At 42.6% G+C, this 26,315-nt stretch carries 25 protein-coding genes and 1 riboswitch; of the genes, 19 read left to right on the top strand and 6 right to left on the bottom strand.

Annotated elements, in window-relative coordinates; translation table 11 throughout:
• Position 1 precedes the first annotated feature (1 nt).
• The 8 genes from E2R53_RS12745 to E2R53_RS12710 all read left to right on the top strand — a co-directional run bounded on the left by E2R53_RS12745 (position 2) and on the right by E2R53_RS12710 (position 9,931).
• Positions 2–1,420 carry a YfcC family protein gene (locus tag E2R53_RS12745; RefSeq protein WP_133312095.1) on the top strand — a complete coding sequence of 473 codons (1,419 nt, stop codon included), beginning with the start codon at positions 2–4 and terminating at the stop codon, positions 1,418–1,420.
• 38 nt (positions 1,421–1,458) lie between these two features.
• The gene (gene iadA, locus E2R53_RS12740) at positions 1,459–2,634 is read left to right on the top strand and encodes a beta-aspartyl-peptidase (RefSeq protein ID WP_133312094.1); all 1,176 of its coding nucleotides are present in this window, start codon (positions 1,459–1,461) and stop codon (positions 2,632–2,634) included.
• A gap of 54 nt (positions 2,635–2,688) precedes the next feature.
• A complete protein-coding gene (locus tag E2R53_RS12735) occupies positions 2,689–5,214 on the top strand; it encodes a cyanophycinase (protein WP_286166170.1) in 2,526 nt (841 codons plus the stop codon).
• A gap of 220 nt (positions 5,215–5,434) precedes the next feature.
• Entirely contained in the window at positions 5,435–6,097 is a 663-nt protein-coding gene (locus E2R53_RS12730; RefSeq protein ID WP_133312093.1) for a type 1 glutamine amidotransferase domain-containing protein, read from the top strand.
• 120 nt (positions 6,098–6,217) lie between these two features.
• Positions 6,218–7,198, top strand: coding sequence for a zinc-binding dehydrogenase (locus tag E2R53_RS12725; RefSeq protein ID WP_133312284.1), 981 nt, complete (start codon positions 6,218–6,220; stop codon positions 7,196–7,198).
• Positions 7,199–7,213: 15 nt separating this feature from the next.
• Entirely contained in the window at positions 7,214–7,504 is a 291-nt protein-coding gene (locus E2R53_RS12720; RefSeq protein WP_133312092.1) for a putative quinol monooxygenase, read from the top strand.
• 124 nt (positions 7,505–7,628) lie between these two features.
• A complete protein-coding gene (locus E2R53_RS12715) occupies positions 7,629–8,507 on the top strand; it encodes a LysR family transcriptional regulator (RefSeq protein WP_133312091.1) in 879 nt (292 codons plus the stop codon).
• 61 nt (positions 8,508–8,568) lie between these two features.
• Positions 8,569–8,672, top strand: a riboswitch (purine riboswitch).
• A 221-nt stretch (positions 8,673–8,893) separates the two neighbouring features.
• Entirely contained in the window at positions 8,894–9,931 is a 1,038-nt protein-coding gene (locus tag E2R53_RS12710) for a PTS sugar transporter subunit IIC (protein ID WP_133312090.1), read from the top strand.
• 30 nt (positions 9,932–9,961) lie between these two features.
• Here the strand turns inward: E2R53_RS12710 and E2R53_RS12705 are convergent, their stop codons facing one another.
• Positions 9,962–11,362: a sigma-54 interaction domain-containing protein gene (locus tag E2R53_RS12705; RefSeq protein WP_133312089.1), complete on the bottom strand. Its 1,401-nt coding sequence runs from the start codon at positions 11,360–11,362 to the stop codon at positions 9,962–9,964.
• Positions 11,363–11,570: 208 nt separating this feature from the next.
• Between E2R53_RS12705 and pruA the strand changes: the two genes are divergently transcribed.
• The 3 genes from pruA to E2R53_RS12690 are packed head-to-tail and all read left to right on the top strand — an operon-like array spanning position 11,571 to position 15,651.
• Positions 11,571–13,118, top strand: coding sequence for an L-glutamate gamma-semialdehyde dehydrogenase (gene pruA, locus E2R53_RS12700; protein ID WP_133312088.1), 1,548 nt, complete (start codon positions 11,571–11,573; stop codon positions 13,116–13,118).
• Between the two features lie 12 nt (positions 13,119–13,130).
• The gene (locus tag E2R53_RS12695; protein WP_133312087.1) at positions 13,131–14,333 is read left to right on the top strand and encodes an ornithine--oxo-acid transaminase; all 1,203 of its coding nucleotides are present in this window, start codon (positions 13,131–13,133) and stop codon (positions 14,331–14,333) included.
• Between the two features lie 40 nt (positions 14,334–14,373).
• The gene (locus E2R53_RS12690) at positions 14,374–15,651 is read left to right on the top strand and encodes a Glu/Leu/Phe/Val family dehydrogenase (protein WP_133312086.1); all 1,278 of its coding nucleotides are present in this window, start codon (positions 14,374–14,376) and stop codon (positions 15,649–15,651) included.
• 34 nt (positions 15,652–15,685) lie between these two features.
• On the opposite strand, the gene E2R53_RS12685 is transcribed toward E2R53_RS12690, so the two are convergent.
• Positions 15,686–16,336 carry a phosphatase PAP2 family protein gene (locus E2R53_RS12685; protein WP_133312085.1) on the bottom strand — a complete coding sequence of 217 codons (651 nt, stop codon included), beginning with the start codon at positions 16,334–16,336 and terminating at the stop codon, positions 15,686–15,688.
• 129 nt (positions 16,337–16,465) lie between these two features.
• Between E2R53_RS12685 and E2R53_RS12680 the strand changes: the two genes are divergently transcribed.
• Both E2R53_RS12680 and E2R53_RS12675 read left to right on the top strand, forming a co-directional pair.
• Entirely contained in the window at positions 16,466–17,278 is an 813-nt protein-coding gene (locus tag E2R53_RS12680; RefSeq protein WP_133312084.1) for a YihY/virulence factor BrkB family protein, read from the top strand.
• Positions 17,279–17,422: 144 nt separating this feature from the next.
• A complete protein-coding gene (locus tag E2R53_RS12675; protein WP_206197378.1) occupies positions 17,423–17,902 on the top strand; it encodes a CarD family transcriptional regulator in 480 nt (159 codons plus the stop codon).
• A 67-nt stretch (positions 17,903–17,969) separates the two neighbouring features.
• Here the strand turns inward: E2R53_RS12675 and E2R53_RS12670 are convergent, their stop codons facing one another.
• From E2R53_RS12670 to E2R53_RS23585, 3 genes are all read right to left on the bottom strand, one after another.
• Positions 17,970–18,287, bottom strand: coding sequence for an ArsR/SmtB family transcription factor (locus E2R53_RS12670; RefSeq protein WP_133312082.1), 318 nt, complete (start codon positions 18,285–18,287; stop codon positions 17,970–17,972).
• Between the two features lie 360 nt (positions 18,288–18,647).
• On the bottom strand, positions 18,648–19,919 hold the full coding sequence (locus E2R53_RS12665) for a uracil/xanthine transporter (RefSeq protein ID WP_133312081.1): 1,272 nt from the start codon (positions 19,917–19,919) through the stop codon (positions 18,648–18,650).
• 107 nt (positions 19,920–20,026) lie between these two features.
• Positions 20,027–20,155, bottom strand: coding sequence for a hypothetical protein (locus tag E2R53_RS23585; protein WP_286166169.1), 129 nt, complete (start codon positions 20,153–20,155; stop codon positions 20,027–20,029).
• Positions 20,156–20,275: 120 nt separating this feature from the next.
• Here E2R53_RS23585 and E2R53_RS12660 point away from each other — a divergent pair, with 120 nt between their 5' ends.
• The 6 genes from E2R53_RS12660 (at position 20,276) to E2R53_RS12635 (ending at position 25,192) form a co-directional block, all read left to right on the top strand.
• Positions 20,276–21,148: a LysR family transcriptional regulator gene (locus E2R53_RS12660; protein WP_133312080.1), complete on the top strand. Its 873-nt coding sequence runs from the start codon at positions 20,276–20,278 to the stop codon at positions 21,146–21,148.
• A gap of 29 nt (positions 21,149–21,177) precedes the next feature.
• The gene (locus E2R53_RS12655) at positions 21,178–22,386 is read left to right on the top strand and encodes an amidohydrolase (protein WP_133312079.1); all 1,209 of its coding nucleotides are present in this window, start codon (positions 21,178–21,180) and stop codon (positions 22,384–22,386) included.
• A gap of 137 nt (positions 22,387–22,523) precedes the next feature.
• Positions 22,524–22,985, top strand: coding sequence for a FixH family protein (locus E2R53_RS12650; RefSeq protein WP_133312078.1), 462 nt, complete (start codon positions 22,524–22,526; stop codon positions 22,983–22,985).
• 171 nt (positions 22,986–23,156) lie between these two features.
• Complete coding sequence (locus tag E2R53_RS12645; protein WP_133312077.1) at positions 23,157–23,459, top strand: PadR family transcriptional regulator; 303 nt, start codon at positions 23,157–23,159, stop codon at positions 23,457–23,459.
• Between the two features lie 2 nt (positions 23,460–23,461).
• Positions 23,462–24,634 carry a chromate efflux transporter gene (gene chrA / locus E2R53_RS12640; protein WP_133312076.1) on the top strand — a complete coding sequence of 391 codons (1,173 nt, stop codon included), beginning with the start codon at positions 23,462–23,464 and terminating at the stop codon, positions 24,632–24,634.
• Between the two features lie 30 nt (positions 24,635–24,664).
• Positions 24,665–25,192, top strand: coding sequence for a YfiT family bacillithiol transferase (locus E2R53_RS12635; RefSeq protein WP_133312075.1), 528 nt, complete (start codon positions 24,665–24,667; stop codon positions 25,190–25,192).
• A gap of 74 nt (positions 25,193–25,266) precedes the next feature.
• Here the strand turns inward: E2R53_RS12635 and E2R53_RS12630 are convergent, their stop codons facing one another.
• Positions 25,267–26,127: a DUF6612 family protein gene (locus E2R53_RS12630; RefSeq protein WP_133312074.1), complete on the bottom strand. Its 861-nt coding sequence runs from the start codon at positions 26,125–26,127 to the stop codon at positions 25,267–25,269.
• Positions 26,128–26,315: the final 188 nt, after the last annotated feature.

Below are 26,315 nucleotides of genomic sequence, written 5' to 3'. Positions count from 1 at the left end.
TATGGCTCAAGCTGAAACAGCTTATCAACCAAAGGGGAAGGAAAAGAAAGAACGCAAGATTAATGTATTTGCACTTTTACTCGGTGTATTGGTTGTTGCAACACTATTAACTTACGTATTGCCTGCAGGAGATTATGCAAGGGTAGAGGTTGACGGTAGAACAGAAATTGATCCGGATACGTTTCAATCCGCTGAACAAACACCGGTCAGCCCGTTTGGAATGGTAAAAGCACTTCATACCGGGATGGTAGAAGCTGCAAACATTATCTTCTTTGTTTTGATCATCGGCGGATTTTTTGGAGTGTTAACGGCAACGGGTACGATTAACCTGTTGATTACTACGCTCGCTAAGAGGCTTGCAACACGTGAAAAACTTTTGATTCCTGCGATGATGCTGTTTTTTGCCATCGGAGGATCTCTTATGGGGATGGCAGAGGAAACACTTGCTTATATTCCATTATTGATTCCGCTTGCGCTGGCATTGGGATTTGATGTGCTGACCGGTACGGCGATCGTCATTCTTGGGGCTGCGGCAGGTTTTACAACAGCTGTCATGAACCCATTTACAGTCGGGGTTGCACAGGGGATTGCTGAGCTTCCGATGTTCTCCGGCATGGGGTATAGACTTGTATTATTCGTCATTGTTTATGCAGTATCGGTTATTTTTGTTTACCGTCATGCAATGAAAGTGAAGAAAGATCCATCAAAGGGCTTTTTCGGAAAATACAGCAGAGAAGAAGCGGATGTCCTGTTGAATTCAAATGAAAAATTAGAGACAAAACACAAATTGATTTTAGGCGCCTTTCTGCTGAATTACGTAGTTCTTGCATTTGGAGTGATAAAGTTTCAATGGTATATCACTGAGATTGCTGCTCTTTTTGTAGTATTAACGATTGTCATCGGAATCATCGGCAGACTTTCTGCAGATCAAATAGCCAAATCGTTCGTAGAAGGTTCCTCCCTGTTAATTGGCGGAGCACTCATTATCGGGGTATCGAGAGCGACGCTGGTTGTCTTAAATGAAGGTCATATTATTGATCCTATGCTTTACGGAGTTTCAGGCGCGCTTGAGAATATTCCTGCTTTTTGGAGTGTAATCGGAATGTACAATTTCCAGGCTATTATCCATTTTATCCTTGCTTCAGGAAGCGGGCATGCGATGCTTACAATGCCAATCATGACGCCTCTTGCAGATTTGCTTGATATTACTCGTCAAACAGCTGTCCTATCCTTCTCATTTGCAGATGGAATCGGAAACATCATCTTCCCGACAGCAGGTACACTAATGGCAGGTCTTGCAATCGCCGGTATACCTTGGACGAAGTGGGCTAAATGGGTGCTGCCGCTTGTTTTCATTCAATATCTCATCGGACTTGCAGCAGTTGTTATTGCTCACTTGATGAATTACGGGCCGTTTTAAAAGACTGGTCATCATAGATAAACACAGGAGGTCAAACATTGCTTACTCTTATAAAAAATACAGAAGTATACGCGCCTCATTATTTAGGCAAAAAGGACGTGCTCCTTACGGCGGACAAAATCGGCTATATCAAAGACCGCATTGATTTGGATGCTGCATCACTTGATGTGCTGGTAATCGACGGAACAGGCAAGCTTTTAGTGCCCGGTTTTATTGATGCTCATGTTCACCTGATTGGGGGCGGCGGGGAAGGCGGATTTAAAACACGCACCCCTGAGCTGAATTTGACGGATGCTACGACTGCCGGGATTACTACCGTTATAGGTGTACTCGGAACGGACGGAACCACAAGAAGAATTGAGAGTCTGCTTGCAAAAGCACATGCACTTGATGAAGAAGGCATCACATCTTATCTTCACACAGGGTCTTACCAGATTCCGGTGAAAACGCTGACCGGTAAAATTGAAGAGGATCTGATTTTTATTGAAAAGATCATCGGTGTTGGAGAGATTGCGATATCTGATCACCGTTCATCTGAACCGACGTTTGAAGAGCTGGCCAAAATTGCAGCTGCCGCCAGAAATGGCGGTTTGATTACCGGGAAAGCCGGAGTGCTTGAAATTCATGTCGGCGATAGTGACCGCAAACTTGATCTTTTATTTGAAATTGCAGAAAAAACGGACATCCCTATCCATCACTTCCACCCGACCCATATTAACCGAAACGCAGAGCTGTTTGAAGAGGGAATCAAATATGCGGAACTTGGCGGTTATGTTGATATGACTACAAGCACCATTCCTCAATTTCTAGAGGAGGGCGAAGTAAAGTGCAGCAGAGGCTTGCGCCTCATGCTTGAAAGAGGTATTCCAGTTACACAAATTACGTTTTCATCTGATGGTCAGGCAAGCCTTCCATATTTTAATTCAGACGGTGATTTTGCAGGGCTTCAAGTTGGGAAAGTATCTTCTCTTTTTGAAGAGGTCCGTTCATCTGTTCTTGATGAGGGAGTTTCTCTCGAGACAGCTCTTCAAGTCATTACATCGAATCCAGCCCGCATATTAAAGCTGAAGAAAAAAGGGGAAATCCGTGCAGGAAATGATGCGGATCTCGTCTTGCTTGATCAAGAAACACTCGACATTGACACAGTTCTGGCAAGGGGAAAAGTAATGGTTGAAGGAGGCGCCGCAACCATTAAGGGAACCTTTGAAGTATAAATGGATGTCAGTCTGATTTAACAGAAGTATATCTATATTGGAGGGGGAATTGGAGTGAAGAAACCATTCAGTATGCTTGCAGCAGCCTGTCTGCTTGCATCAAGCTTCAGCATGCCTGCTGCAGCAGGCAGCAAGGAAGAAATTAAAGGCAGTCTTGTTATTGCAGGAGGGTCTTTGGGGAGCAGCAATCAAGCAGTCTATGAATCTTTTATTAACCGCGCAGGCGGAAAGGAAAATGCCAGAATCGGGATTATTCCTGCTGCGAGCGGAAAGCTGAAGTCTTCCAAAGAGTTTAAAGCAGACCTCGTTAAATACGGGGTGAGAGCCGAAGATATAGATATTCTTCCAATCTCAAATCATGATTTCAGTGATACTGATTTTGATGAGAGCAAGTGGAAAAACAACGTAAGCGAAAAAGAGATCATCGATCAGATTGAAGACCTTTCCGCAGTCTGGTTCGTCGGCGGAGATCAGCTGAAAATTACGGACACTCTTTTTGATGAAAAAGGAAAAAATACAAAAGCCCTAGATGCGATCTGGGACATCTACAGGGATGGGGCTGTTCTGGGCGGAACAAGTGCCGGAGCTGCGATCATGAGTGACGTCATGATTACAGGAGGCGACAGCCTTGGAGGGTTAAAAGGTGAATTCACAGAGGCGGATAAAGCACCTGCGAACAAAGAATATGCGCCTGTTTACATTGAAAAAGGACTGGGTTTTTTCCAATACGGCATTGTGGATCAGCACTTCGATGAAAGAGCAAGACTGGGCCGGCTGGCAGCAGCAGCTGTAAAATATGAAAAGCAAAAAGCGAAGTTTCATTCATACGGGATTGATGAAGATACAGCCTTAATCGTTGACAATAAGACGGAAACAGCGGAAATTGCAGGCCGCGGCGGTGTCACAGTTGTAGATGCCAGCAAGGCAAAACCTGCAAGCAAGAAGCTGCACCCAGTCAATAATGTCTCGATCAGCTTCTTATCTCCCGGTGACAAAATTGACTTGAAGACCAAAGCTTTTACGGTGAATCCGGCCAAAGTTGAAACAAAAGGCTACGAGTATTATTCGTTTAAACCGCTTGAAGCGACTGGAGTCCTTACCTCTTACGGAAGACTCAAACCATATCTTTCTTACTCGCTGATTGATAACTCGTCGACCGAATCAGTAAAAAGCTATTTATATGACAGTAAAGGAAAAGGCTTTGCCTTAACGTTCAGTAAAACAGATGAAACGAATGGTTATTGGGGCTATCAGGATGGCCAAAAAGATGACTACTCAATCACAAACGTAAAAATGGATGTTACACCGGTTTCTATTAAGTTCAAAAAAGATGATAAGGCATTCAAAGACTATAAACCTTCTAATTTTGAAATTCCTGAAGAAACCGATCGCGGCGACATTAAAGGAAACCTTGTAATCGCTGGCGGTGCGCTTGGATCAACAAACGAAGCCGTAAATAAAGCTTTTATTGACCTTGCTGATGGGAAAACAGACGCGAAGTTTGGGATTGTTCCGGCAGCGAGCGGATCATTGAACTCATCCAATGCGTTTAAAAAAGATCTTGTGAAATACGGAGTTAAAGAAGAAAATATTCAGATCCTGCCGATTTCAACGACTAACTACAAAGAAACTCCTGAAAACGATGCAGCAGAGTGGGAAAAAAACAAAAACAGCGAAGAAGCAGCTGCAAGCATAAAAGAGCTTGATGCCATCTGGTTTGTAGGCGGCGATCAGACGAAAATTACAAAAGCGCTGTTTAATATTGACCAATCTGAATCGAAAGCATTAACAGCCATCTGGGACATCTATAAAAAAGGAGCTGTTCTAGGCGGAACAAGTGCCGGTGCTGCGATTATGAGCGATGTTATGCTTGCGGGCGGCGGCAGTCTTGATACTCTTACTAAAGGCTTTACTGACACATATGACGGCATGCAGCAACAAGAAGGCGGACCAGGCTATCTTGAACGCGGACTTGGTTTCTTCCAATACGGCATCATCGACCAGCACTTTGACAACAAAGCCCGCCTTGGCAGACTGATTGCGACAGCTTATGAAAAGGGAGAAAGCAATCAGCTTTCTTATGGAATAGATGAAGATACAGCCATGGTCGTCCGCAATGCTGAAAAGAAAATTGAAGTAGTCGGCCGTGCAGGAGTGACAGTTATTGATTTATCTAAAGTAAAAACAAATCCGAAAGCACAGAGTGAATATAAGAACATTCTTCTTTCAACAATTGCAGCGGGTGACTCCGTTGATCTTCAAACAAACCAATTCGACATCAGCGAACACAAAGTCAGTACGGTTGGCTACGAGTACGGAGATTACAAAGCAGCACCGCACTCAGGCGTTCTGACTGCTCACGGAACACTAAGCAAGTTCCTCTCCTATAACCTTGTTGACAACAGCGGTGAAAAAGAAGTAAAGAGCTATGCTTTTGACCAAGGAAAAGGTGTCGAACTTACATTCAGAAAAACCGAAGAAACAGACGGATTCTGGGGCTATAAAGATGGCGGCAGAGATGATTATTCAGTAGTTAACGCTGTTCTTGATATTACTCCAGTGACTGTAAAAGTGAAGTGAGAATGGAGAGAGAACCATGCCGAATGCGGTTTGGTTCTTTTTTTATGGTGGCTAACAAGTTTTAACCGGGAATTGGAGATGGCTAGTTGTGGGATACTCTGCAGATTAACTATAAATAAATTTATATATAAAATAAAAATATGTAATTTGTATTATGGATAAAACAGGTCTAAACTAAAAAATGTAAAACAAACCACAACACTCAGGGAGGAATTCAAAAATGAGTAAACATATATTAATGGTCGTAACAACGGCTGACAAAATGAACGATGATCACGCAACAGGCCTATGGCTTTCAGAATTCGGCGAAGCCTATGCGGAATTTAAACATGCAGGCTTTGACGTAACAGTTGCAAGCCCGCTTGGCGGCAAAGCGCCAGTTGATGCAAGAAGTTTAGAAGGAGAAACACCACAGGAAATTCTTGATACAGCTCAATATCTTGAAAATACAGTGAAGCTTGATGACATGAAAGATGCATCTGCATTTGATGCCATCTTCCTTCCAGGAGGGCACGGGACGATGTTCGATCTTCCGGATAACGTGAAGCTTCAAGAATTAATCCGCAATCTATATGAAGCGGACAAAATTGTGGCAGCAGTCTGCCACGGACCAGCTGGACTAGTGGGTGTAAACCTTTCTGATGGCACTCCATTAGTTGCAGGAAAAGCAGTGACTGCGTTCACAGATGAAGAAGAAAGAGAAACAACGCTTGACCGCTTCATGCCATTCCTGCTTGAAACACGTATGCGCGAGCTTGGTGCAGACTTTGTCGGCGCTGCAAATTGGACAGACCATCTTCAAGCTGATGGACGCCTGATTACTGGACAAAACCCTCAGTCCACAATCAGTGTTGCTAAAGAAGTCATTAAGCAATTAGCTTAAATTAATAGAGTTGAAGAAGCCTGTAAACTGCGGTTTACAGGTCTTTTAAGATGATTCATTTCAAAAATAGCGGGAAGCTTATTTATGAATAAGCAGTGATAAAAGGAGAGAATGAAAAAGATGAAAGCATTATTGCTGAACGCCAAAAACGAATGGAAGCAAATGAAGATTGAAGAAATGGAAACACCGTCACCGAAAAAAGGCGAGGTGGTCGTTGAAATTCATGCGGCAGGATTAAATCCGGTCGATTATAAAACAGGAACAAATGGAAACCCCAACTGGTCATTCCCGCACATTCTGGGACTTGATGCAGCTGGAACGATCCATGAGGTTGGCGAAGGTGTAACGGAATGGAAAAAAGGAGACCGTGTTGTGTATCACGGGGATTTTAATAAAAAAGGCGCTTATGCAGAATATGGCGTGACAACTGCTCATACGATTTCCCGCATTCCTGACAGTATCTCATTTGAAGAAGCGGCTGCCCTTCCTACAGCTGGCTATACAGCGTACCAGGCTCTTTTCCGCAAGCTTCCTATGAATGCAATCCAGACAATCCTGATTCACGGAGGAGCAGGCGGAGTAGGCGGCTTTGCTGTTCAGCTCGCAAAAGCAGCGGGCAAAACAGTTATTTCAACAGCTTCTGAACGTAATCATGAGTATGTTCGATCACTTGGAGCCGATCATGTGATTGACTATACGAAAGAAGATGTGAAAAATAAAGTAATGGAGCTGACAAACGGACGCGGCGTTGATGCTGTTCTTGATACGGTCGGCAGAGACAATGCGACAGCTTCCCTTGATATGATCGCCTACAACGGCCATATTGCCCATATTGCAGGAGCACCTGACTATTCGCATGTGAAGCCGTTTACCAAGGTGATTTCTTTCCATGAAATTGCCCTGAATGCCGTTCACCATCATAACGATGAAGTCTCTGAGCGGGATTTGGCGAAAATGGGCGACGAGCTTCTTCTTATGGCAGCAGATAAAAAAGTCTCTCCGTTATTGGAAAGAGTCATCTCGCTTGAAGAAGTTCCGCAAACACTTGATGAGCTTTCACAGCGTCATGTAAAAGGGAAAATTGTTGCGAAAATCAAATAATAAGGAGATGTGCAAATGCCAGCCATTACAATTACGGCTATTTTAAAAGCTAAAGAAGGAAAAGAAGATGCCCTGCGAGCTGAATTAGGAAAGGTGCTTGCTCCGTCCCGCGCTGAAGAAGGCTGCATCGAATATACCCTTCATGAATCCCTTGAAGAAAAAGAAGTCTTTGTTTTTTATGAAACGTGGGAAAGTGAGGATGCATTGCAGAAGCACATCCAATCAACACATTATCAGACATATCGGGAAATTACGTCGGATCTTATTGAAAGCCGTCAAGTATTCAAATTGAGAAAAACGGTTTAATTCTGTTCTAAAGGCACCGTTCTTGATGGACGGTGTTCTATTGTTTGAACTGATATAGTAAAAGTATAAATTAAGTTGGAAATGATAAAAATTTTTATAGATGAAAAGAAAGGACTCTTTGCGCATGATTGATTTCGAATGGTACCGCAGTTTTATCAGCATCTATCAGCACCGCTCTGTATCAGCAGCTGCCAAAGCACGCATCCTCACCCAGCCGGCAATGAGCCAGCACTTAGCTGCTTTAGAAGCTGAAGTAGGAGAACCGCTATTTGTGCGGGCACCACGTAAAATGATTCCCACTGAAAAAGGAAAAGAGCTCTATACGAAAATTGTGCCGCTGATTGAAAATCTGGAAAAGATGACGCTTGATATCCGATTTGCCTCTGGTGTTGATTCTGCTGTTCCTTTAATCCGCATAGGCTCGCCATCCGAATACTTTACAAAAGGAGCGTTGTCAAAGCTTGCCCATTTAGAGATAAGAATGTCCGCAGTATTTGATGTAGCCGGTGTGCTCCTTAATGCTCTTCAGAAAGATGACGCCGACCTGATTCTCACCACACAGAAGGTTCAAATGGCAGGGATTGAGTATGTGAAAATTGAGGATGAAACATTTGTCTTGACGGTTCCTGGTCATTTTTCCGCAAGTGAAGAAGATGTACAAGATACAGAGGAGTGGATGAATCAGCAAAAATGGCTGAGCTATGGCCTTGAGCTGCCGATTGTCAGAAGGTTTTTCAGAGTGCACTTCGGCAAGCGTCTGGAAATCCAGCCGTATTATATTTTCCCGGATTTGAGAACCATTCTTGAAGCCATTGAAAGTGGCATGGGAGTCAGCATCCTGCCCGAATATTTGATTGCAGAATCGGTAAAAGCGAATAAAACAAAAGTCATGTTTTCGAAGCTTACAGTAGATAATACGATTTATGCTGCTTATAAAGTTGAAAATAAGGATAATCCCTATCTTCAGAAAATTATAATGGAACTCCAATCAAACAGAAATTGATTATTCCGAACTTTTCATTATCCATTGTCTGGTGGAACCAATTCCTATATACTTCTTACTATTATTTAAATTTTTATATTCTTGTATAATTTCAGTCAAGATGGTCTGATCGTTTCTACCTGGCAGCCGCTAAAATGCCAGACTACAAGAAGGTATGAACAACAATGATGAGAAGATGTGAATGGTGTGATATGCTAATCTTTGATTATCCTGTGAGGCTAATCTTTGAAAAACGTATTGAACAGTGATTCCGCATGCAGGCTCTTATTCTTTCATACCTTCTGTCTTGCGGCTGAAGGTGTGAAAGAATAAGAGCTTTTTGATGATTATAAAAGAATGAATGCCAGCAGATGTTTACATTCTTAACAGCCAGAGGAGAGAGACAGATGGAATTGGTAAAAGGAACAGCGCTATTATTACTAGTACTTGGGTTATTTTCATTATTCAGCTATAAAGCTCCAAAGGGCATGAAAGCGATGGGTGCGCTCGCAAACGCAGCCGTTGCTGCCTTTCTTGTTGAAGCCTTTCAGCGATATGTTGGAGGAGATCTTCTGAAGGTTGAATTTCTCGGAGAAGTTGGCGATGCCGCAGGAAGCATGGGGGGAGTAGCGGCGGCTGCTCTTGTGGCGCTTGCACTCGGTGTGTCCCCGGTTTACGCCCTGATGCTTGGCGTATCATGTGCTGGACTGGGTTTGCTTCCTGGCTTTTTTGCAGGCTATCTTGTTGCTTTCCTGGTAAAACTGATTGAGAAAAAAACGCCTGCAGGTCTTGATTTGCTGGTGACGATTATCGTGGCGGCACCACTTGTGAGATTAATAGGAAACGCCCTAACTCCAGTTGTGGATGCTACGCTTCTGAACATTGGCGGCATTATTACTGAAACAGCCAACAGCAACCCGATTCTAATGGGGATTATCCTTGGCGGAGTGATTACAGTTGTAGCTACAGCGCCATTAAGCTCCATGGCTCTAACAGCCATGCTTGGTTTAACTGGACTGCCTATGGCGATTGGTGCTTTGGCGGTATTCGGTTCTTCATTCATGAACTATGTTCTCTTCAGCCGCCTGAAATTTGGCGACAGACGAACAACCATTGCCGTAGCGATTGAGCCTCTGACTCAAGCAGACATTATTACGGCAAATCCAATTCCGGTGTATGTGACGAACTTTTTCGGCGGAGCTGCAGCCGGTGTAGTCGTTGCCTTATTCGGACTTGTAAACAACGCAACAGGAACGGCAACTCCAATCGCAGGTTTAGCTGTCATGTACGGATTTAATGACCCATTAACCGTTACGATAACAGCCGCGCTCTGCGCTCTTGCCGGAGGGGCTTTCGGCCTGCTTGGATCAATTGTGTTTAAAAATTATAAGATCAAAACGGTTTCTGATATTCGTAAAAGCAGCGATCTTAAAGAAGCGGCATAACGAAAAAAAAGCTTCTGGGGACATCTTTCCTCAGAAGCTTTTTTTTGCTTCAATATGAAGCTTTTTCATTCTGTACTGCAGGCTCTGTCGACTTAAGCCTGCTTTTTCTGCCGCTTTTGAAATGTTATATCCGTTCTTTTTCAGCAAGGCTTTGATATAGTTTGCTTCTGAAAGGTCCAAGTGTTCTTTCAGCTTCAGGGACTCACTTGTTTCTTCATAAACCTGTACTTGGGAGGAAACAGTTGTCCGCGCTTTTGATTTTGAGCGGAAATGCAGAGGCAGATGGTTAAGGCGGATCGTTTCCTCATCTGCAATGAAATTCATCGCTCCTTCAATCGTGTGCTGAAGCTCCCGCACGTTGCCCGGCCATTCGTAAGAAAGGAGATTATCCATGACCTCCTGATCAACACGCTGAACATCCATTTGAAAAAGCTCATTATATTTTCGGATAAATTGCCTGATAAGAAGAGGGATATCTTCAGTTCTGTCTCTCAGCGGAGGAACAAAAACAGTCACGACACTCAGACGGTAGTATAGATCTTTTCTCATGCGTTCATTCGTTATCGCTTCAATCGGATCTTCATTGATTGTCGCTATGATTCTTACATCTATTGGCGTATCTTTCGTATCGCCAATCCGCCGGATCGTTCTCTCCTGCAAAGCCCTCAGCAGCTTGGACTGCAGATGGGGATTCAATGAATTAATTTCATCAAGCAGCAGCGTGCCTCCCTCTGCTTGTTCAAACAAACCGGGATGATCAATCGCTCCAGAAAAAGCTCCTTTTTTGGTGCCGAACAATAAACTCTCAATCAGACTGTCTGGAAGTGCCGCACAGTTCTGAGAGATAAAGGGAGCTGCTGAACGGCTGCTTCCGTTATGGATGCTTTGTGCAAAAAGCTCTTTTCCTGTACCGGTTTCCCCGACAATCAGGACAGATGACGCTGTGCGTGTCGCACGCTTGGCACTTTCAATGACTTCTTTTATAGCAGGACCTTCCCCAATGATACTTTCAAAGGTATACCGTGTCCCTCCCTTTCTTTTAATATTATCCTTTATCAGCCTCTCGATCTTTGTAATATCTTTTGCAATTTCAACAGCGCCGATGATTTCATCGCCATCTTTGATTGGAAAAGTGTTGTTGACGGTCGTGATTTCTTTTCCTTTGTTGTTGAAATAGGTTTGTTTAATATTCTTCGTTTCTGTGCCGTTCTGAAGAGCCTGCACGAGCGTGCTGTCTCCGTCTTTAGAAAACATGAAAACGTCCAGGAGATTTTTGTTCATGACATCCCGGCTGTCCATTGATTCAATCTGCATCATCTTTTTATTGTAGAGAATGGTGTGTCCTTTTTTATCAATTACATGAAGACCTACATCAATTTCATCAATGATGGATTCCATAAACAAATGCAGATTTTCTTTTTTCGGATTCATAGTTGCCCCCCCTTTTTTTTATCCTGCTTTTCTTCCATTTTATCCTCTAATATGCAGTGGAGGCAAAATAATTTTGCGTTTTTGGTGCAAAAAAAATCGTCACTGCCATATTATTTTGCACTAAGAATCCTTTGCCTGTTGTGATAACAGGTTGGCACGGAACTTGCATTCTATCTTTATTGAAGAATCAAAATCAGGAGGAATGGCCATGACCGTCACATACAAGCATGAACCGTTTACAGATTTCAGTAAAAATGAAAACATTCAGGCAATGAAAGAAGCGCTGGAATTCGTGAACTCCCATCTGAATAAGGAGTATCCGCTTATCATCGGCGGAGAGCGAATCACGACATCAGAAAAAATAACGTCTGTTAATCCCGCCAACAAAGCAGAAGTGGTTGGCGTCGTTTCCAAAGCGACAAAGGAGTTAGCCGAAAAAGCCATGGAGCAGGCGCTGGAAGCTTTTGAAACATGGAAACTTAAAAAACCCGAAGCGCGTGCAGCCATCCTGATACGTGCAGCAGCCATACTTCGCCGCAGAAAGCATGAATTTTCAGCTTACCTCATAAAAGAAGCAGGGAAGCCTTGGAGTGAAGCAGATGCAGATACGGCAGAAGCCATTGATTTTCTTGAGTATTATGCACGCCAAATGCTGAAGCTGAAAGACGGTGTTCCTGTGCAGAGCAGAGAAGGAGAGCAGAACTCGTTCAGCTATATTCCTCTTGGAGCAGGAATCGTTATTTCTCCGTTTAATTTTCCGCTTGCCATCATGGCAGGAACGGCAGCGGCGGCTATTGTTGCGGGAAACACGATTCTTTTAAAACCTGCTAACTCAACGCCCGTAGTGGCAGCGAAATTTGCGGAGCTCCTTTTAGAAGCTGGACTTCCAGCGGGTGTACTGAATTACATTCCGGGAAGCGGTGCTGAAGTAGGAGACTACTTGGTTGATCACCCGAAAACACGATTTATTTCGTTTACAGGTTCTCGTGAAGTTGGCTGCAGAATTTATGAACGTGCGGCGAAAGTTCACAGCGGACAAAAATGGCTGAAGCGGGTCATCGCTGAAATGGGCGGCAAAGATACAGTTGCCGTTGATAAAGACGCGGATTTGGACTTGGCTGCATCTGCCATTGTTGCCTCTGCTTTTGGATTTTCAGGGCAGAAGTGTTCGGCAGGATCTCGTGCGGTAGTTCATCAGGATATATACGATGAAGTTCTTGAAAAGGCAGTAGCACTTACAAAAGAGCTGAAAGTCGGAAATCCTGAGGATGCGGACTCTTATATGGGGCCGGTTATCGATCAGAGTGCATTCAAAAAGATTATGAGTTATATAGAAATCGGCAAAGAAGAAGGCAGACTTATGACAGGAGGGGAGGGAGACGATACAGACGGCTTCTTCATCCAGCCTACTATTTTTGCAGATATAGGCGAAAAAGACCGCCTTATGCAGGAAGAGATTTTTGGACCTGTCGTAGCCTTCTGCAAGGCAAAGGATTTTAACCACATGCTTGAGATTGCCAACAACACAGATTATGGATTAACAGGTGCCCTCATCTCAAACAACCGCGATCACATTGAACGTGCTAAAGAAGAGTTTCACGTTGGAAACTTATATTTTAACAGAGGCTGTACAGGAGCCATTGTCGGCTATCAGCCGTTTGGCGGATTTAACATGTCAGGCACAGATTCTAAAGCCGGCGGACCTGACTATTTGCTGCTTCACATGCAGGCAAAAACAACTTCAGAGACATTTTAAGGAGGAACACATATGACAACTTTGACAAAATCTCAAGAACTCATTCAGCAAACATCCCAATACGGTGCAAACAACTATCACCCGCTTCCAATTGTGATTTCGGAGGCTGAAGGCGTTTGGGTGAGAGATCCTGAAGGCAAGCGGTATATGGATATGCTTAGTGCTTATTCAGCTGTCAACCAGGGGCACAGACATCCGAAAATCATTCAGGCGCTTAAGGATCAGGCAGATAAAATTACGCTCACATCACGCGCATTTCATAACGATCAGCTTGGACCATTCTACGAGGCTGTTGCCGGATTAACCGAAAAAGAAATGGTGCTCCCGATGAACACGGGAGCAGAAGCGGTGGAAACAGCCATCAAAGCTGCACGAAGATGGGCTTATGATGTGAAGGGTGTTGCTGAAAACAGCGCTGAAATCATTGCGTGCATCGGAAACTTTCACGGCCGCACCATGTCAGCTGTGTCGCTTTCCTCAGAAGAAGAATACAAGCGCGGTTTTGGTCCGATGCTCCCTGGAATTAAGCTGATTCCTTATGGTGATCTGGCAGCATTGGAAGCAGCCATTACACCAAGTACAGCAGCCTTTTTAATCGAGCCGATCCAGGGAGAAGCAGGAATCGTCATTCCTCCTCAGGGATTCCTGAAGCAGGCAGCTCAAGTGTGCAAAGAGAACAACGTCATTTTTATTGCTGACGAAATACAGTCAGGGCTCGGCAGATCAGGAAAACCATTTGCCTGTGACTGGGAAGATGTAAAGCCTGATATGTACATTTTAGGCAAAGCTCTTGGAGGCGGTGTTTTCCCGATTTCCTGCGTTGCTGCAAACAAAGACATTCTCGGTGTATTCAACCCAGGGTCACACGGTTCAACATTCGGAGGCAATCCGCTTGCATGTGCTGTCTCTGTTGCAGCCCTTCAGGTTCTCGAAGAAGAAAAACTTTCAGAGCGCTCGCTTAAACTCGGTGCTTACTTTAAAGAAAAGCTTGCGGATATCAACAATCCTTTAATCAAAGAAGTGCGCGGAAGAGGCTTGTTTATTGGGGTAGAACTTACTGTACCAGCCCGTCCTTACTGCGAAAAACTGAAGGATGAAGGGCTGCTCTGCAAAGAAACACATGAAACAGTGATTCGCTTTGCACCGCCGCTTGTGATTTCAGAAGAAGATCTTGAGTGGGCAATCGAAAAAATTACGCGCGTATTATCAGAATAACTTAAAAAATATATACTATTCATATCAATGGGGTGGAATCATGGGGATTATTAAGGACGTACAGGCAGATAAGGAAAAAGAAAGCTTAAATTTATTTCAATCGACGCAGACGATTATTAAAGAAGCCTTGAACAAATTAGGCTACTCAGAAGAATTTTTTGAGCTTCTGAAGGAACCTGTCAGAATGCTTACAGTTCGGATTCCGATTCAGATGGACGATGGCTCGGTAAAAGTATTTACCGGGTACCGCTCACAGCACAACGATGCCGTCGGACCGACAAAGGGAGGAGTTCGCTTTCATCCCGAAGTAAGCGAAGATGAGGTAAAAGCACTGTCCATTTGGATGAGCTTAAAATGCGGCATTGTGAATCTGCCTTATGGCGGGGGAAAAGGCGGAATCATCTGCGATCCGAGAGAAATGTCACTTAAAGAGCTGGAAAGACTGAGCCGCGGATACGTCCGGGCAGTCAGCCAAATTGTAGGTCCCACGAAAGATATCCCTGCCCCGGATGTGTTTACAAACTCTCAAATCATGGCGTGGATGATGGATGAATACAGCAGGCTGCGCGAGTTTGATTCACCGGGCTTCATTACAGGCAAACCGCTTGTCCTTGGCGGTTCACATGGAAGAGAAACAGCAACAGCCCGAGGCGTGACCATCTGCATAGAAGAAGCAGCCAAGAAAAAAGGCATAAGCCTTGCAGGTGCCCGCGTAGTCATTCAGGGCTTCGGCAACGCAGGAAGCTTCCTGGCGAAATTCATGCATGACGCAGGTGCAAAAGTAATCGGCATCTCAGATGCATACGGTGCACTCTACGATGCAGATGGCTTGGATATCGACTATCTGCTCGACCGCCGCGACAGCTTTGGAACAGTAACAACACTTTTTACGAATACCATTACAAACAAAGAACTGCTTGCACTTGATTGCGACATCCTTGTACCGGCTGCCATTTCCAATCAGATTACAGCTGAAAATGCACATCAAATCAAAGCGTCTATCGTAGTCGAGGCTGCAAATGGACCGACAACGATTGAAGCCACTAGAATCTTGACGGAGCGTGGTGTTCTTCTCGTGCCGGATGTGCTGGCAAGTGCCGGCGGTGTGACAGTATCATACTTCGAATGGGTCCAAAATAATCAGGGGTATTATTGGTCAGAGGAAGAAGTAGCGGAAAGGCTTCAAAAAGTGATGGTTGATTCTTTCGAGAATACATTTCAAACCGCACTTGTCCATAATGTAGACATGAGACTTGCCGCGTATATGATCGGAAGCAGGAAAATGGCGGAAGCTTCCCGTTTCCGCGGATGGATTTAAAGTAAGAAGAGCCCAGGAGATTCCCTGGGCTCTTCTATATTTTTGCTTTAAACTTCAGTGCCACAATACAAATGACGAGCCACGCGCCTCCCGCAGCAAACCCCGCAATGACATCACTTGGGTAATGCACACCCAGATAGATTCTGCTGAAGCCGATTAAAAAAACAATGAAAAAGAAAGATGCCATAATCAGTACCTTAAGACGCTTCTTTTTGACCATTAAAGTTATTAAATAGGCGAGAATGCCAAGAAATGAGAAGGAAACCATCGAATGTCCGCTTGGAAAACTATATCCGTCTTCTGTAATAAGAGGGTTAAATGTGGGACGGTCACGCTTAAACATCCATTTCAAATAATAATTTAAAAGAGATGAACCAGATACTGCCACAATTAAAAACAGCCCTTCCCACCATTGCCGGTTGATGAACAGTACAATGAGTGCGATGGACATTCCCATCATGATGCCGGTTGCTGATCCCAGGGAAGTAATGCCTGCCATGATTTGACCAAGCAAAGGAGTGCGCAATCCATGTATGTATTGGATGATTGGGTTATCAAATGATTTAAGTTCCATCTCAATGACTTCATCTGCAAATTCTATGAAAATAAAACTGAAAGCTCCAATAAGGAGGATGGAATACATAATAAATGTCTTTGACATTCTTTCTTGTGCATCATTCTTCATTGCAAAACTCCTTACCGTATTTAATTAACAAATTACCACTTTTGATCATTCCGCAAACATTCATGATGGTTTCAGGTTTTAAGAACGTGATTTAAGGAAAAAGAATATTACAATTGGAGGTGTCTCAGGTTGATCAAAGAACTTATTAAACGAATTCAGCTGCATGAAACAGGAGATCAGGCAGCGGTGCTGTCTCATTTCTTTTTGCTATCCTTATTTCCGCTTCTTATTTTCCTTGTTGCATTGCTTCCTTACTTTAATATTGAAACGAGCAGTATGGTTGATATTATAAACCAATATGCGCCTGCAGAAGCAGGGGGAATGCTTTCTGAGCATTTAGAAGGGTTAATTAATGAACCAAACGGAGGCTTGCTGTCATTTGGTATTTTGGCAACGATCTGGTCAGCATCTAATGCAACAAATGCCCTTATCAGGTCGTTGAATAAAGCGTTTATTGTGGAAGAGACACGCCCATTCTGGAAAATTCGTCTTCACGCAGTTATTATGACAATCGGTCTTGTCATTACGTTTGCCCTTACACTTGTACTGCCTGTGTTTGGAAGTGCCATTATCGGCTTTGTTGGAAATTATTTTTCATTTGTTAGTGACAATGAAATTATTTTAAATGTGATGAGATTTTTAATCTCTTTTCTGATGATGTGTGCCGTGCTGATGGTTTTGTATTATTTGGCACCGAATGAAGAGATGACTTTAAAAGGTGTCTACTTCGGGGCAATCATTGCAACCATCTTATGGCAGCTCGTATCGCTTGGGTTTGCATTCTATGTTTCACAGTTTGGGAATTTTAATGCTACATACGGCAGTCTTGGCGGTGTCATCGTTCTTATAACCTGGCTTTATTTATCCGGATTTGCCATTTTGATCGGCGGAGAAATCAATGCCATTAAGGTTTGTGAGCGGAACGGAAAGAAATGTGTTTAAGCCGTACTGCAGGGACGACAGCTGCAGAAATAAAAAAACAAATTAACTATTGACATCAAATAATAAATGATGTTAAAATTAAAAATTTGATATATTCATCTTCATGTGGTATACTGTAAATAGATACCATATGGAGGTGTTTTTTTGTTCAAAATAGGCGACAAAATTATGTACCCAATGCACGGAGCAGGAATCATAGAATCTGTAAAAGAGATGGAGATTCAAGGAAAGAAACAGGATTACTTTGTGATTCAGCTGTCCATCGCGAATATGCAGATTATGATCCCTCTGCAAAAACTTGCTAAACTCGGAATTCGTCCTGTAGAAAATCAAATAAAACTGGAAGAAGTATTAGTTGTTTTTCATGACGGAGAATCAGATGAACTGCTGCCTTGGAAAGAACGGTATAAAACCAATATGGATAAAATAAAATCTGGAGAAATCCAGCAGGGGGCTGAAGTAGTAAGAGACCTCATGCGAAAAAGCATTGAAAAAGCCCTAAATACAAGTGAAAAACAAATGCTGAACAATGCAAAGAACATTTTTGTCAGTGAACTTGTTTTAATTAAAGGCTGTACGGAAAATCAGGCTAATGAAATGCTGATGACCAAGAAAATATCTTAAGCTCTGCCCAAAATAGTGAAAGCTATTTTTTTTTTGCTTTAAAATGATAAAAAGTAATTCCTGAGCATCACTTTTCCTCTGAACACCTTGATGTGAACAGTCCGCATAATTCTTCAGAAAGAAGCTGATTCATTTCCCTTTTATTAAAAGAATAATAACTCCAGGTGCCTTTGGTTTCTTTCAAAATCAACTCTGCATCCAATAAAATCTTAAGATGGTAGGATAATTTAGATTGAGGCATATTTATCATTTCACTCAAATCGCCTACACACACTGTCTGGTGCCGACAAATGAGATGAAGTATTTCCAGCCGTTTCTGATCAGCCAGCGCTTTGAATTTTTTTTCATACAGTGCAAAGGGTTCATTTTTATATGCTTGTTCCATATTCATCACCTTTCATCAAGGATTAAAGTATATTCGCTCTGAAACAGTTTGACAATATTTTATCAATAAAAGTTGATTGTATAGAGTCTATTGTAAAATAAAAACCGTTTATCATGAAGATAAATGGTTTTTATGTTGGGTATGGACTGTGTAATAGGTTAACAGCTGGTTGAGCATTTCACCTTTGTCTTGCTCCAACACCTGGCACATCAGCCAGAACAGGTAGGTCTGTTTAACACATTGTCCAGCTCCACCGCCCAAATCCTCGGCTAGAACAGATTCGCCAGTAAAGGCAAAAAGCGCCTATACTGGCTGATCCTTATCTGTCTGCCCGCGCTAAACGGGCGCTTCCGCTTTTCGTTAATCCCACTTCACAAATGCCTCTAACAAAATAGACAGCAGAATTCCCATCATAAGACCGTTTGATAGGAGAGGAGAAATATAGACTGATAGGTTCTGGAAGACTGCGGGATCTGTATTCATGATGCTTACGCCGAGCAATAGCGGCGCTGCAATCCGGAAAATGGTTTTTGAGTCAAAGCTTGTTCCTTGAATGCTTTTCAGTGCTGTGCCGAAAAGCTGCAGATACGCAACGAAAAGGACAGCGTTTCCGACTGTTATTGGAAGTGTAATGAGAATGGCTACGAGCGGCGGGAATATGCCTAAAAGGGTAATAAGTGCCCCGCCAATGAAAAAGGGTTTGCGTTTGAATAGTTGAGTGCTTTCTAAAAATCCGATCGTCGATGTAAAGGGTGCATATGAAACAAGGCCAAGCAGGGAGGCACCTGCGGAATAAGTACCTGTTAAAAAAAACGATCTTCTGTATGAAGCAGAGTCTGGAACATCATTATAAAGCTTTGCGGCAGCCTGAATGGAGGCAATTGTATTGCTGAGGTTCATCATGCCGCCAAGAAATGCTATCAGGATAATTCCCCATTCAAGATTCGGTTTTCCAAGCGGAAAGAAGATTGAGCCCTGCCCGGTAACGGCTTGTATGGATCCTTCCGAAGGAAATAATAGCAGATAGAGAATCCACCCAACAACAATTCCAAGCAGTATAGAGAAATTGCCCAGAAAAGCATTTCCTTTTATTTTTAAAAAGCTGACGAAAAAAACAAGGGCAATCGAAAACAAACTTACAGCAGCATTTAATGTCCCGTCCGGTTCTATTTTCAGCATTCCTTTGAAGAAGGTCAATATTAATTGAAAAGCCAGCAGAAAAAGATACACACTGGCAACCATAGGTGTGAAAATCTTCTGCACGGCAGAAGTGAGGTTTAACGCAGCCAGAATAATCGTTGTAATTCCGGCAAGCAGTATGCCTGTAGCAATTCCTCCGCCAATTTGGGCAAAGCTCATCCCGAGTACAGAGGCTGACATGCCGAGATTTAAAATCAGTCCCCAAATAATCCCCGAGTGACCCTCCATTAATGGGTATTTGTGGCCAATCCACCCTTGCAGAAAGCATGCGATACCTGTGAAGATCAGAGAGCTTCTGAGGGTTATGGCAATTTGATCCGGTGTAAGTTCAAATGCAGCTCCTACTGAGATAGGGACAACAATCGTATTGGCAAAAATAAAGAAGAGCCACTGTATGGAGGCAAGCGGCGTTGTTAATTTTGATAGTGTCATATTCTTTCCCCTTTTTCTTTTATATCTAAGAACAGAATGAGAATAAGATTGGAATCTTAAAGACGTGTCTTTTTGCTTGCTCTATGATTATAATAAACCATTTTTAGTTAACCAACTAATTCCCCGTCTGTCAGCCTCCCGTTATTTACTTTGAGCTCCTCCTCATGAAAGCTAAAGACCACAAGAAGCATGATGATAAAAAGGATAATAGTAAATAATAATGTTCTATGCAGCAATGGTTTTTCTCTCCATTTTTTTTCGTTTCCTATTATGCTATCATACAGTTAAATATATGAAAAATATTTATATAATGAATAAACTATATCATTTTAGTATACAAAGAAGGCAGGTTACATATGGATATCAGGCAAATGAAGTATTTTATCGCGATTGCAGAAGAAGGCCAAATAACGGCGGCAGCCAATCGTTTAAGAATGGCACAGCCGCCGCTCAGCCAGCAGCTGAAAGCAATGGAAACAGAGCTTGGTTTACAATTGGCGGAAAGAAAGGGGAAATCACTTGAGCTGACGGATGCTGGGCATAAGCTGTATCAGCATGCCCTGAAAATAACAGATGCCATGGAAGAAGCTGTGCTCGAAGTCAAAGAAACTGGAACAGGTAAAACAGGAAAGCTTTCAATCGGCGTTAATACGTTATCCAGCTATGACTTGCCGAGATTTTTGAGAACGTTTCAGAAAAGGTATCCTGATGTATCATATAAAATTCAGCAGAATGAATCCGCTCAGCTTTGCAAGCTTCTTAAAGAAAGAGTCATTGATCTTGCAATAGTAAGATTGCCGCTTGAAGTTGATGATTTTGATGTGATTTCGCTTAAACCGGAGCCTTTTTATTTTGTAACTGCGGATTCAGCTAATACGATGTCATCTTCTGTTTCGTTTGAAGATCTTACTGGAGTTCCGCTGATTATCCCAAGTACAGAAGGTCTTGGTCTATATAACAAAATTTCTTCTGCATTTTCTAGCAGAGGACTTACTCCAGACATTATGTGTGAGTGCTCTGATATTTCTATTCTATTTGATTTGGTTTCCTCGAGTTTTGGCTCTACGATTGTGCCGGAAACAGTTGTCAAACTAAATTCACTGAAAGATTTACATGTTTATCTAGTTGAAGACACAGAAAAACTCGGGAAATCAGGGGTGATTTGTCTTAAAAGCCACTATTTGCCAAAAACAGCTCAAAACTTCATTGAACTTGTACATGAAGGGTAATAAGGCTATACATTATGGAGGGGAAAGATATGAAGAAACTGTGGGTGAGAAATGTTGTTTTAGAAACGGGTTATAAATTTGACGAAAATCATATCGAAACAGAAACAATGGTTTTTGATTTATGTATAGAAGATGGAAGAATTAAAGAAATAGCGCCAGCTGGAAAGGGTATTGAGGGTGAATGTGAGATCTATGATGCAAAAGAGGCACTAGCTTTACCGTCGTTTTCAGAAATGCATATCCACCTCGATAAAACCTATTATGGAGGAAGGTGGAAGGCGCCAGTTAAAGCCAACAACATCTTTTCCCGCATCGAGGAAGAGCAGACCCTGCTGATTGAGCAGCTTCCGTTTGTTAAAGAGCGGGCAGAAAGAATTCTGCAGCTTGAGCTCATGAATGGAACGACATTTGTGAGATCACATTGCAACGTCGATCAAGTAATCGGATTACAGCATCTTGAATTTCTTCATCAGGCATTTCATACCTATAACGATAAGCTGGAAGGTGAGATTGTCGCATTCCCTCAGCACGGCTTGCTTCGAAGCGGCAGTGTGCAGCTTGTGAAAGACGCGATGAGAAATGGCGCCAATCTAGTTGGGGGAGTTGATCCTGCAACAGTTGATGAAGATATAGAAAAATCATTGTCTGCAATGGTGGACATTGCCAAAGAATTTGATGCCGGAATCGATCTTCATCTGCATGACAGAGGCCACTTGGGAATTTACACAATGAAGCGTTTAGTCAGTATGATTGAAGAGGCAAAACTTACTAAACAAATAACAATCAGCCACGGTTTTGGACTTGCTGCTTTAGCTGAAGGGGAAGCTGGGGAGCTTGCAGTCAGATTTTCAGAAGCAGGAGTCAATATAGCGTCAACTGCTCCGCTTGATTTTAAAATGCCGCTTTCATTAATGAAATCACAAGGGGTGGATGTGTATTTGGGCACAGACAGTATTACAGACCACTGGGATCCATTTGGCACAGGAGATATGCTTGAGAAGGCAAATACACTTGCTCAGTTAAATCGCTGGAAGGACGAGCGCAGCTTAAGTCAGGCGCTTGGCTATATTACAAAAGGAATTACTCCGCTTTCAACAGACGGGAAACAAATATGGCCCAAGGTTGGAGATGAGGCTAGCTTTGTCCTAGCGGAAGCGTCCTGTTCTGCAGAAGCTGTAGCCAGAAGGTCAAAACGAAAAGCTGTTCTATTTAAAGGCAATATCGTATTTGAAGCATAAAGACATATTTTAAAGGTTCAGGTTTAAAACGTAATAGAGAGTTTATGATTGCCTGAAGCTTTTTGACTGTTATTATATAAAGCGGTTACAATAGTTATCGTGAATAGTCTGCTTCTTAATAGGAGAGGAAATTTAAAATGAAACGAATACTAGCTGCTATATTATTACTCGCATGTGTCTTGTCTATCGCTGCCTGCACACCGGACTCCGGTGATAATACAGCTGAAGGATCTGTAATGGTCAACGCTGATATTAGACTCCCGGCTGAAATCAGCAAAAATAAAGAGGAAACGCTCTCAGTCGCTGTTACACAAGGCGCTGAAGCTGTAGATGATGCATCTGACGTGCAATTTGAAATATGGAAAGCTGAGAGCAAAGAAGGCAGTGAAATGATCAAGGCAGTACATAAAGGCAAAGGCATCTATGAAATCAAAAAAACATTCAGTGAAGATGGCGCGTATTTTGTTCAGACCCATGTGACTGCCCGTGACCTTCACGTTATGCCTAAAAAAGAATTTACGGTAGGAAAAGTTTCTGAAGAAGAATCTGTAAAAGCAGATGAACATGAAAAGACAGAAGATGACCACAGTCATCACTAACAGGTCAGGGTTTATCCCCTGGTCTTTTTTGTTTTCTTGAAAAACTGAAAAGAATGGTTTCTAAGGACAGCTTTACAATTTTTATTAAGTCTTTACATTGAATTAATAATTATTTGTTACAATATTGAAAAGCAATATCGAAATCCGATATTAAGGAGGCGCATCTTAAAAATGCGTGAATTCATTCTGGGAGCTATTAAAATTCACATTCTGCATCATGCAAAAATTGAGCCGATTTACGGTTCATTCATGATTGAAGAATTGCGCAGCCATGGCTATGAAATTGGACCGGGAACTCTCTATCCATATCTGCACAACCTTGAGAACGCAGGATTTCTTACTAGGGAAGATAAAAAAGAAAATGGCCGGATCCGCAAGTACTACAGCATTACAAAAGAAGGGGAGGAAGCCTTGGAAAAATCAAAAGTGATGCTGAGAGAGCTTGCCAGAGAAGTGTTAAAGGAGGAATTGTAAAAATGTTTAAAACGTGGGTTGAAATCCTGCTTGTGTCTACGAAGCTTGGGCTGACCTCATTTGGAGGTCCGGTTGCACATTTGGGTTATTTCAGAGATGAATATGTAAAGAAGCGGAAGTGGCTTGACGAACGAAGCTATGCTGATTTAGTGGCTTTGTGTCAGTTCCTTCCGGGTCCGGCGAGCAGTCAGGTCGGAATATCGATTGGAATAGTCCGGGGCGGCCTGGTAGGAGGATTTTTATCATGGTTTGGCTTTACGATGCCGTCGGTCATTGCCCTCATCTTATTTGCTTATTTTGTATCAGGCTTTCAGGCAGAAGATGCTGGCTGGATCAATGGTCTGAAGATCGTTGCCGTGGCAGTAGTTGCGCAGGCCATTTTAGGTATGGGAAAGAATCTCACTCCAGACAGGCCAAGAATTACCATTGCGGTCATTGCAGCTGTTTCCGCTCTTTTCTTTCCAACCGCACTTGGGCAAATCGCCATTATATTAATTGCAGGTACTGCAGGCTATTGGATGTATAAAAATAAAGAGATTCCAAAGGCAGAAAAACTGAATATATCCATTAACAAGAAGACAGGGATACTTGCCTGGATCTTATTCTTTGGACTGCTGATTCTTCTTCCAGTAATCAGGCAAGTGTTTCCTTCGATATGGACAGCTATGTTTGATACATTTTACCGGGTTGGTTCCATCGTATTTGGCGGAGGACATGTTGTGCTTCCGATGATTGAACGGGAAGTCGTGCCGCAAGGATGGATAAGCGAAGAGATTTTCCTTGCCGGTTATGGAGCTGCACAGGCAGTTCCGGGACCGCTGTTTACTTTTGCAAGTTATCTGGGTGCATCGATGAATGGTTTCGCAGGTGCAATTGTTGCGACAGCGGCAATGTTTTTACCATCGTTTCTGCTTGTAGTTGCCATGCTCCCGTTTTGGAATACGCTAAGAGAAAAAAGCAGTGTCCAAGCAGCATTAATGGGAGTGAATGCAGCAGTTGTCGGCATTCTGCTTGCAGCCCTTTACAATCCAGTATGGACTAGTTCCATAAAATCGACCGGCGACTTTGCCCTTGCTCTAATAGCCTTTGCCCTTCTTGTGTATTGGAAGCTTCCGCCTTGGCTTGTGGTACTGGCAGCAGCACTTGGGGGAATTATGCTTCAATATATAGGATAATGAATAGGATTTTGTAAGGAGGGATGATAAATGAAAGATTTAAAATATCCTATTGGTCTTTTTCATGCACCAGAAAAAATAGAATCGGTCCATTTGGAAAGCTGGCTCCATGAACTATCTGCAGCGCCATCAAGATTAAAAGCAGCCGTATTGGATTTATCAGATTCACAGCTGGATACGCCTTACCGCGAAGGAGGGTGGAGCGTTCGCCAAGTGGTTCATCATGTGGCAGACAGTCATATGAACGCTTATATAAGAATAAAATTAGGCTTAACAGAAGAAAACCCGGTTATTCGTCCGTATGAGGAAAAGGAATGGGCAGAATTGGCTGATTCAAAGCATGGGGAAATTGACGTGTCACTTGTGCTGCTTGAATCTCTTCATAAGCGCTTGGTCAAGCTTGCGGCAACCCTATCTGAATCGGATTTAAACAGGACATTTTTTCATCCTGAGAATAAAACATCAGCTACACTTGCAGAAACATATGGTGTTTATGCATGGCATGGCAATCATCATATTGCACATATAGAGAGCCTTAGAGAAAGAATGGGCTGGTAAGGAAACAGGAGATCTTCACTAAGAAGATCTCCTGTTTTTATGGTTTGCATGAGCTAAACGGACGTTCCGCTTTTCTATGCCGCTGGGTCAACTTCAACTGCTTCGTTTAAAACTTCTTCAGGAATGGAGAAGTTCGGAAGCTCATTCATTTCAGAGAATTGAGAGGTGATGGTTTGCTGCATTTCGATCTTCTGCTCCTGTTCCGTTATAAACATTTTGATGTCCATGTTTAAAGACTTTGGAAAATAGGTTTCTTTGTCCAATGTGTACGTATAATCAATTTGTTCAATCTCCATTTGCTCCAGTGCTGCCTGCATTGCAGGATCTGAGCCGATCATATTACCTGTAAGGCTCATCAATTTTTCACCATTGCCTTTAACATTTAAGATATATTCATTTTCGGTTTCTTCCATCTGGATATCATCTGCCATTTGCTCCAGCTGTTTGATTTGATCAGCAGGAGTCATCGTTTTTTGCTGATTCATCATTTCGCCCATGCCTGGTCCAGCCTGCTTCATTTTCACCCATCCGCCTGACTGGAGATCTTTTATGTAAATGAATTCCTCATCCATATACATATCAATGGTATTCGTTTGCCCTTCAGCTTCCATTTGCATCGTCTGCTGCATAACGAGCGGCTTTACATTTGTTTTTGTCTGCATATCAGCATTGGTTTCCATCGTTTCTTCTCCAGATTTCATCACCATATTCAGTGTGCCATCCATGGCAAAATTTTTAAGCTCAGCAGATTTTTCACTGGCTGCTGCCAATACTTCCTGAGAAGTTGCTTTCTTGTCTGTTTCACTTGTTTCTTTGCTTTCAGCTTCCGTTTCAGTTGCTTTCTTTTCTTTTTCTTCATCAGCAGCGGTATTTTGACCGCATCCAGCTAAAAGCAATGCAAACAATAAACTGACAATCCATCCTGTTTTTTTCAAAATAAACGAGCTCCTCTCCAAATTGGTGAATCAAGATGTACACTTTCTTAAACGATTAAAACCTGATAAAGTTTCGTTTTTTCCTATTACCTCCTATATATATTTGGAAAACATTTAAACTTTTCCCTTTATCATCCAATTCAAAACGCGTTATAAGAGAATGATAAAAATAAAAGGACCACTTATAA

Origin of the sequence: Peribacillus frigoritolerans, assembly GCF_004358755.1 — a bacterium.
In the GTDB taxonomy this organism is placed as follows: Bacteria; Bacillota; Bacilli; order Bacillales; family Bacillaceae; genus Bacillus_P.
This window is presented reverse-complemented; position numbering and strand designations above follow the sequence as displayed.

Coding starts and splice junctions, on each gene's coding strand:
- E2R53_RS12720 (WP_133312092.1), top strand. CDS start 7,214: ATGCCAGCCATTACAATTACGGCTATTTTAAAAGCTAAAGAAGGAAAA.
- E2R53_RS12710 (WP_133312090.1), top strand. CDS start 8,894: ATGGAATTGGTAAAAGGAACAGCGCTATTATTACTAGTACTTGGGTTA.
- E2R53_RS12685 (WP_133312085.1), bottom strand. CDS start 16,336: ATGAAGAATGATGCACAAGAAAGAATGTCAAAGACATTTATTATGTAT.
- E2R53_RS12665 (WP_133312081.1), bottom strand. CDS start 19,919: ATGACACTATCAAAATTAACAACGCCGCTTGCCTCCATACAGTGGCTC.
- E2R53_RS12730 (WP_133312093.1), top strand. CDS start 5,435: ATGAGTAAACATATATTAATGGTCGTAACAACGGCTGACAAAATGAAC.
- pruA (WP_133312088.1), top strand. CDS start 11,571: ATGACCGTCACATACAAGCATGAACCGTTTACAGATTTCAGTAAAAAT.
- E2R53_RS12725 (WP_133312284.1), top strand. CDS start 6,218: ATGAAAGCATTATTGCTGAACGCCAAAAACGAATGGAAGCAAATGAAG.
- E2R53_RS12645 (WP_133312077.1), top strand. CDS start 23,157: ATGCGTGAATTCATTCTGGGAGCTATTAAAATTCACATTCTGCATCAT.
- E2R53_RS12690 (WP_133312086.1), top strand. CDS start 14,374: ATGGGGATTATTAAGGACGTACAGGCAGATAAGGAAAAAGAAAGCTTA.
- E2R53_RS12650 (WP_133312078.1), top strand. CDS start 22,524: ATGAAACGAATACTAGCTGCTATATTATTACTCGCATGTGTCTTGTCT.
- E2R53_RS12660 (WP_133312080.1), top strand. CDS start 20,276: ATGGATATCAGGCAAATGAAGTATTTTATCGCGATTGCAGAAGAAGGC.
- E2R53_RS12705 (WP_133312089.1), bottom strand. CDS start 11,362: ATGAATCCGAAAAAAGAAAATCTGCATTTGTTTATGGAATCCATCATT.
- E2R53_RS12635 (WP_133312075.1), top strand. CDS start 24,665: ATGAAAGATTTAAAATATCCTATTGGTCTTTTTCATGCACCAGAAAAA.
- E2R53_RS12670 (WP_133312082.1), bottom strand. CDS start 18,287: ATGGAACAAGCATATAAAAATGAACCCTTTGCACTGTATGAAAAAAAA.
- E2R53_RS12715 (WP_133312091.1), top strand. CDS start 7,629: ATGATTGATTTCGAATGGTACCGCAGTTTTATCAGCATCTATCAGCAC.
- E2R53_RS12695 (WP_133312087.1), top strand. CDS start 13,131: ATGACAACTTTGACAAAATCTCAAGAACTCATTCAGCAAACATCCCAA.
- E2R53_RS12655 (WP_133312079.1), top strand. CDS start 21,178: ATGAAGAAACTGTGGGTGAGAAATGTTGTTTTAGAAACGGGTTATAAA.
- E2R53_RS12745 (WP_133312095.1), top strand. CDS start 2: ATGGCTCAAGCTGAAACAGCTTATCAACCAAAGGGGAAGGAAAAGAAA.
- chrA (WP_133312076.1), top strand. CDS start 23,462: ATGTTTAAAACGTGGGTTGAAATCCTGCTTGTGTCTACGAAGCTTGGG.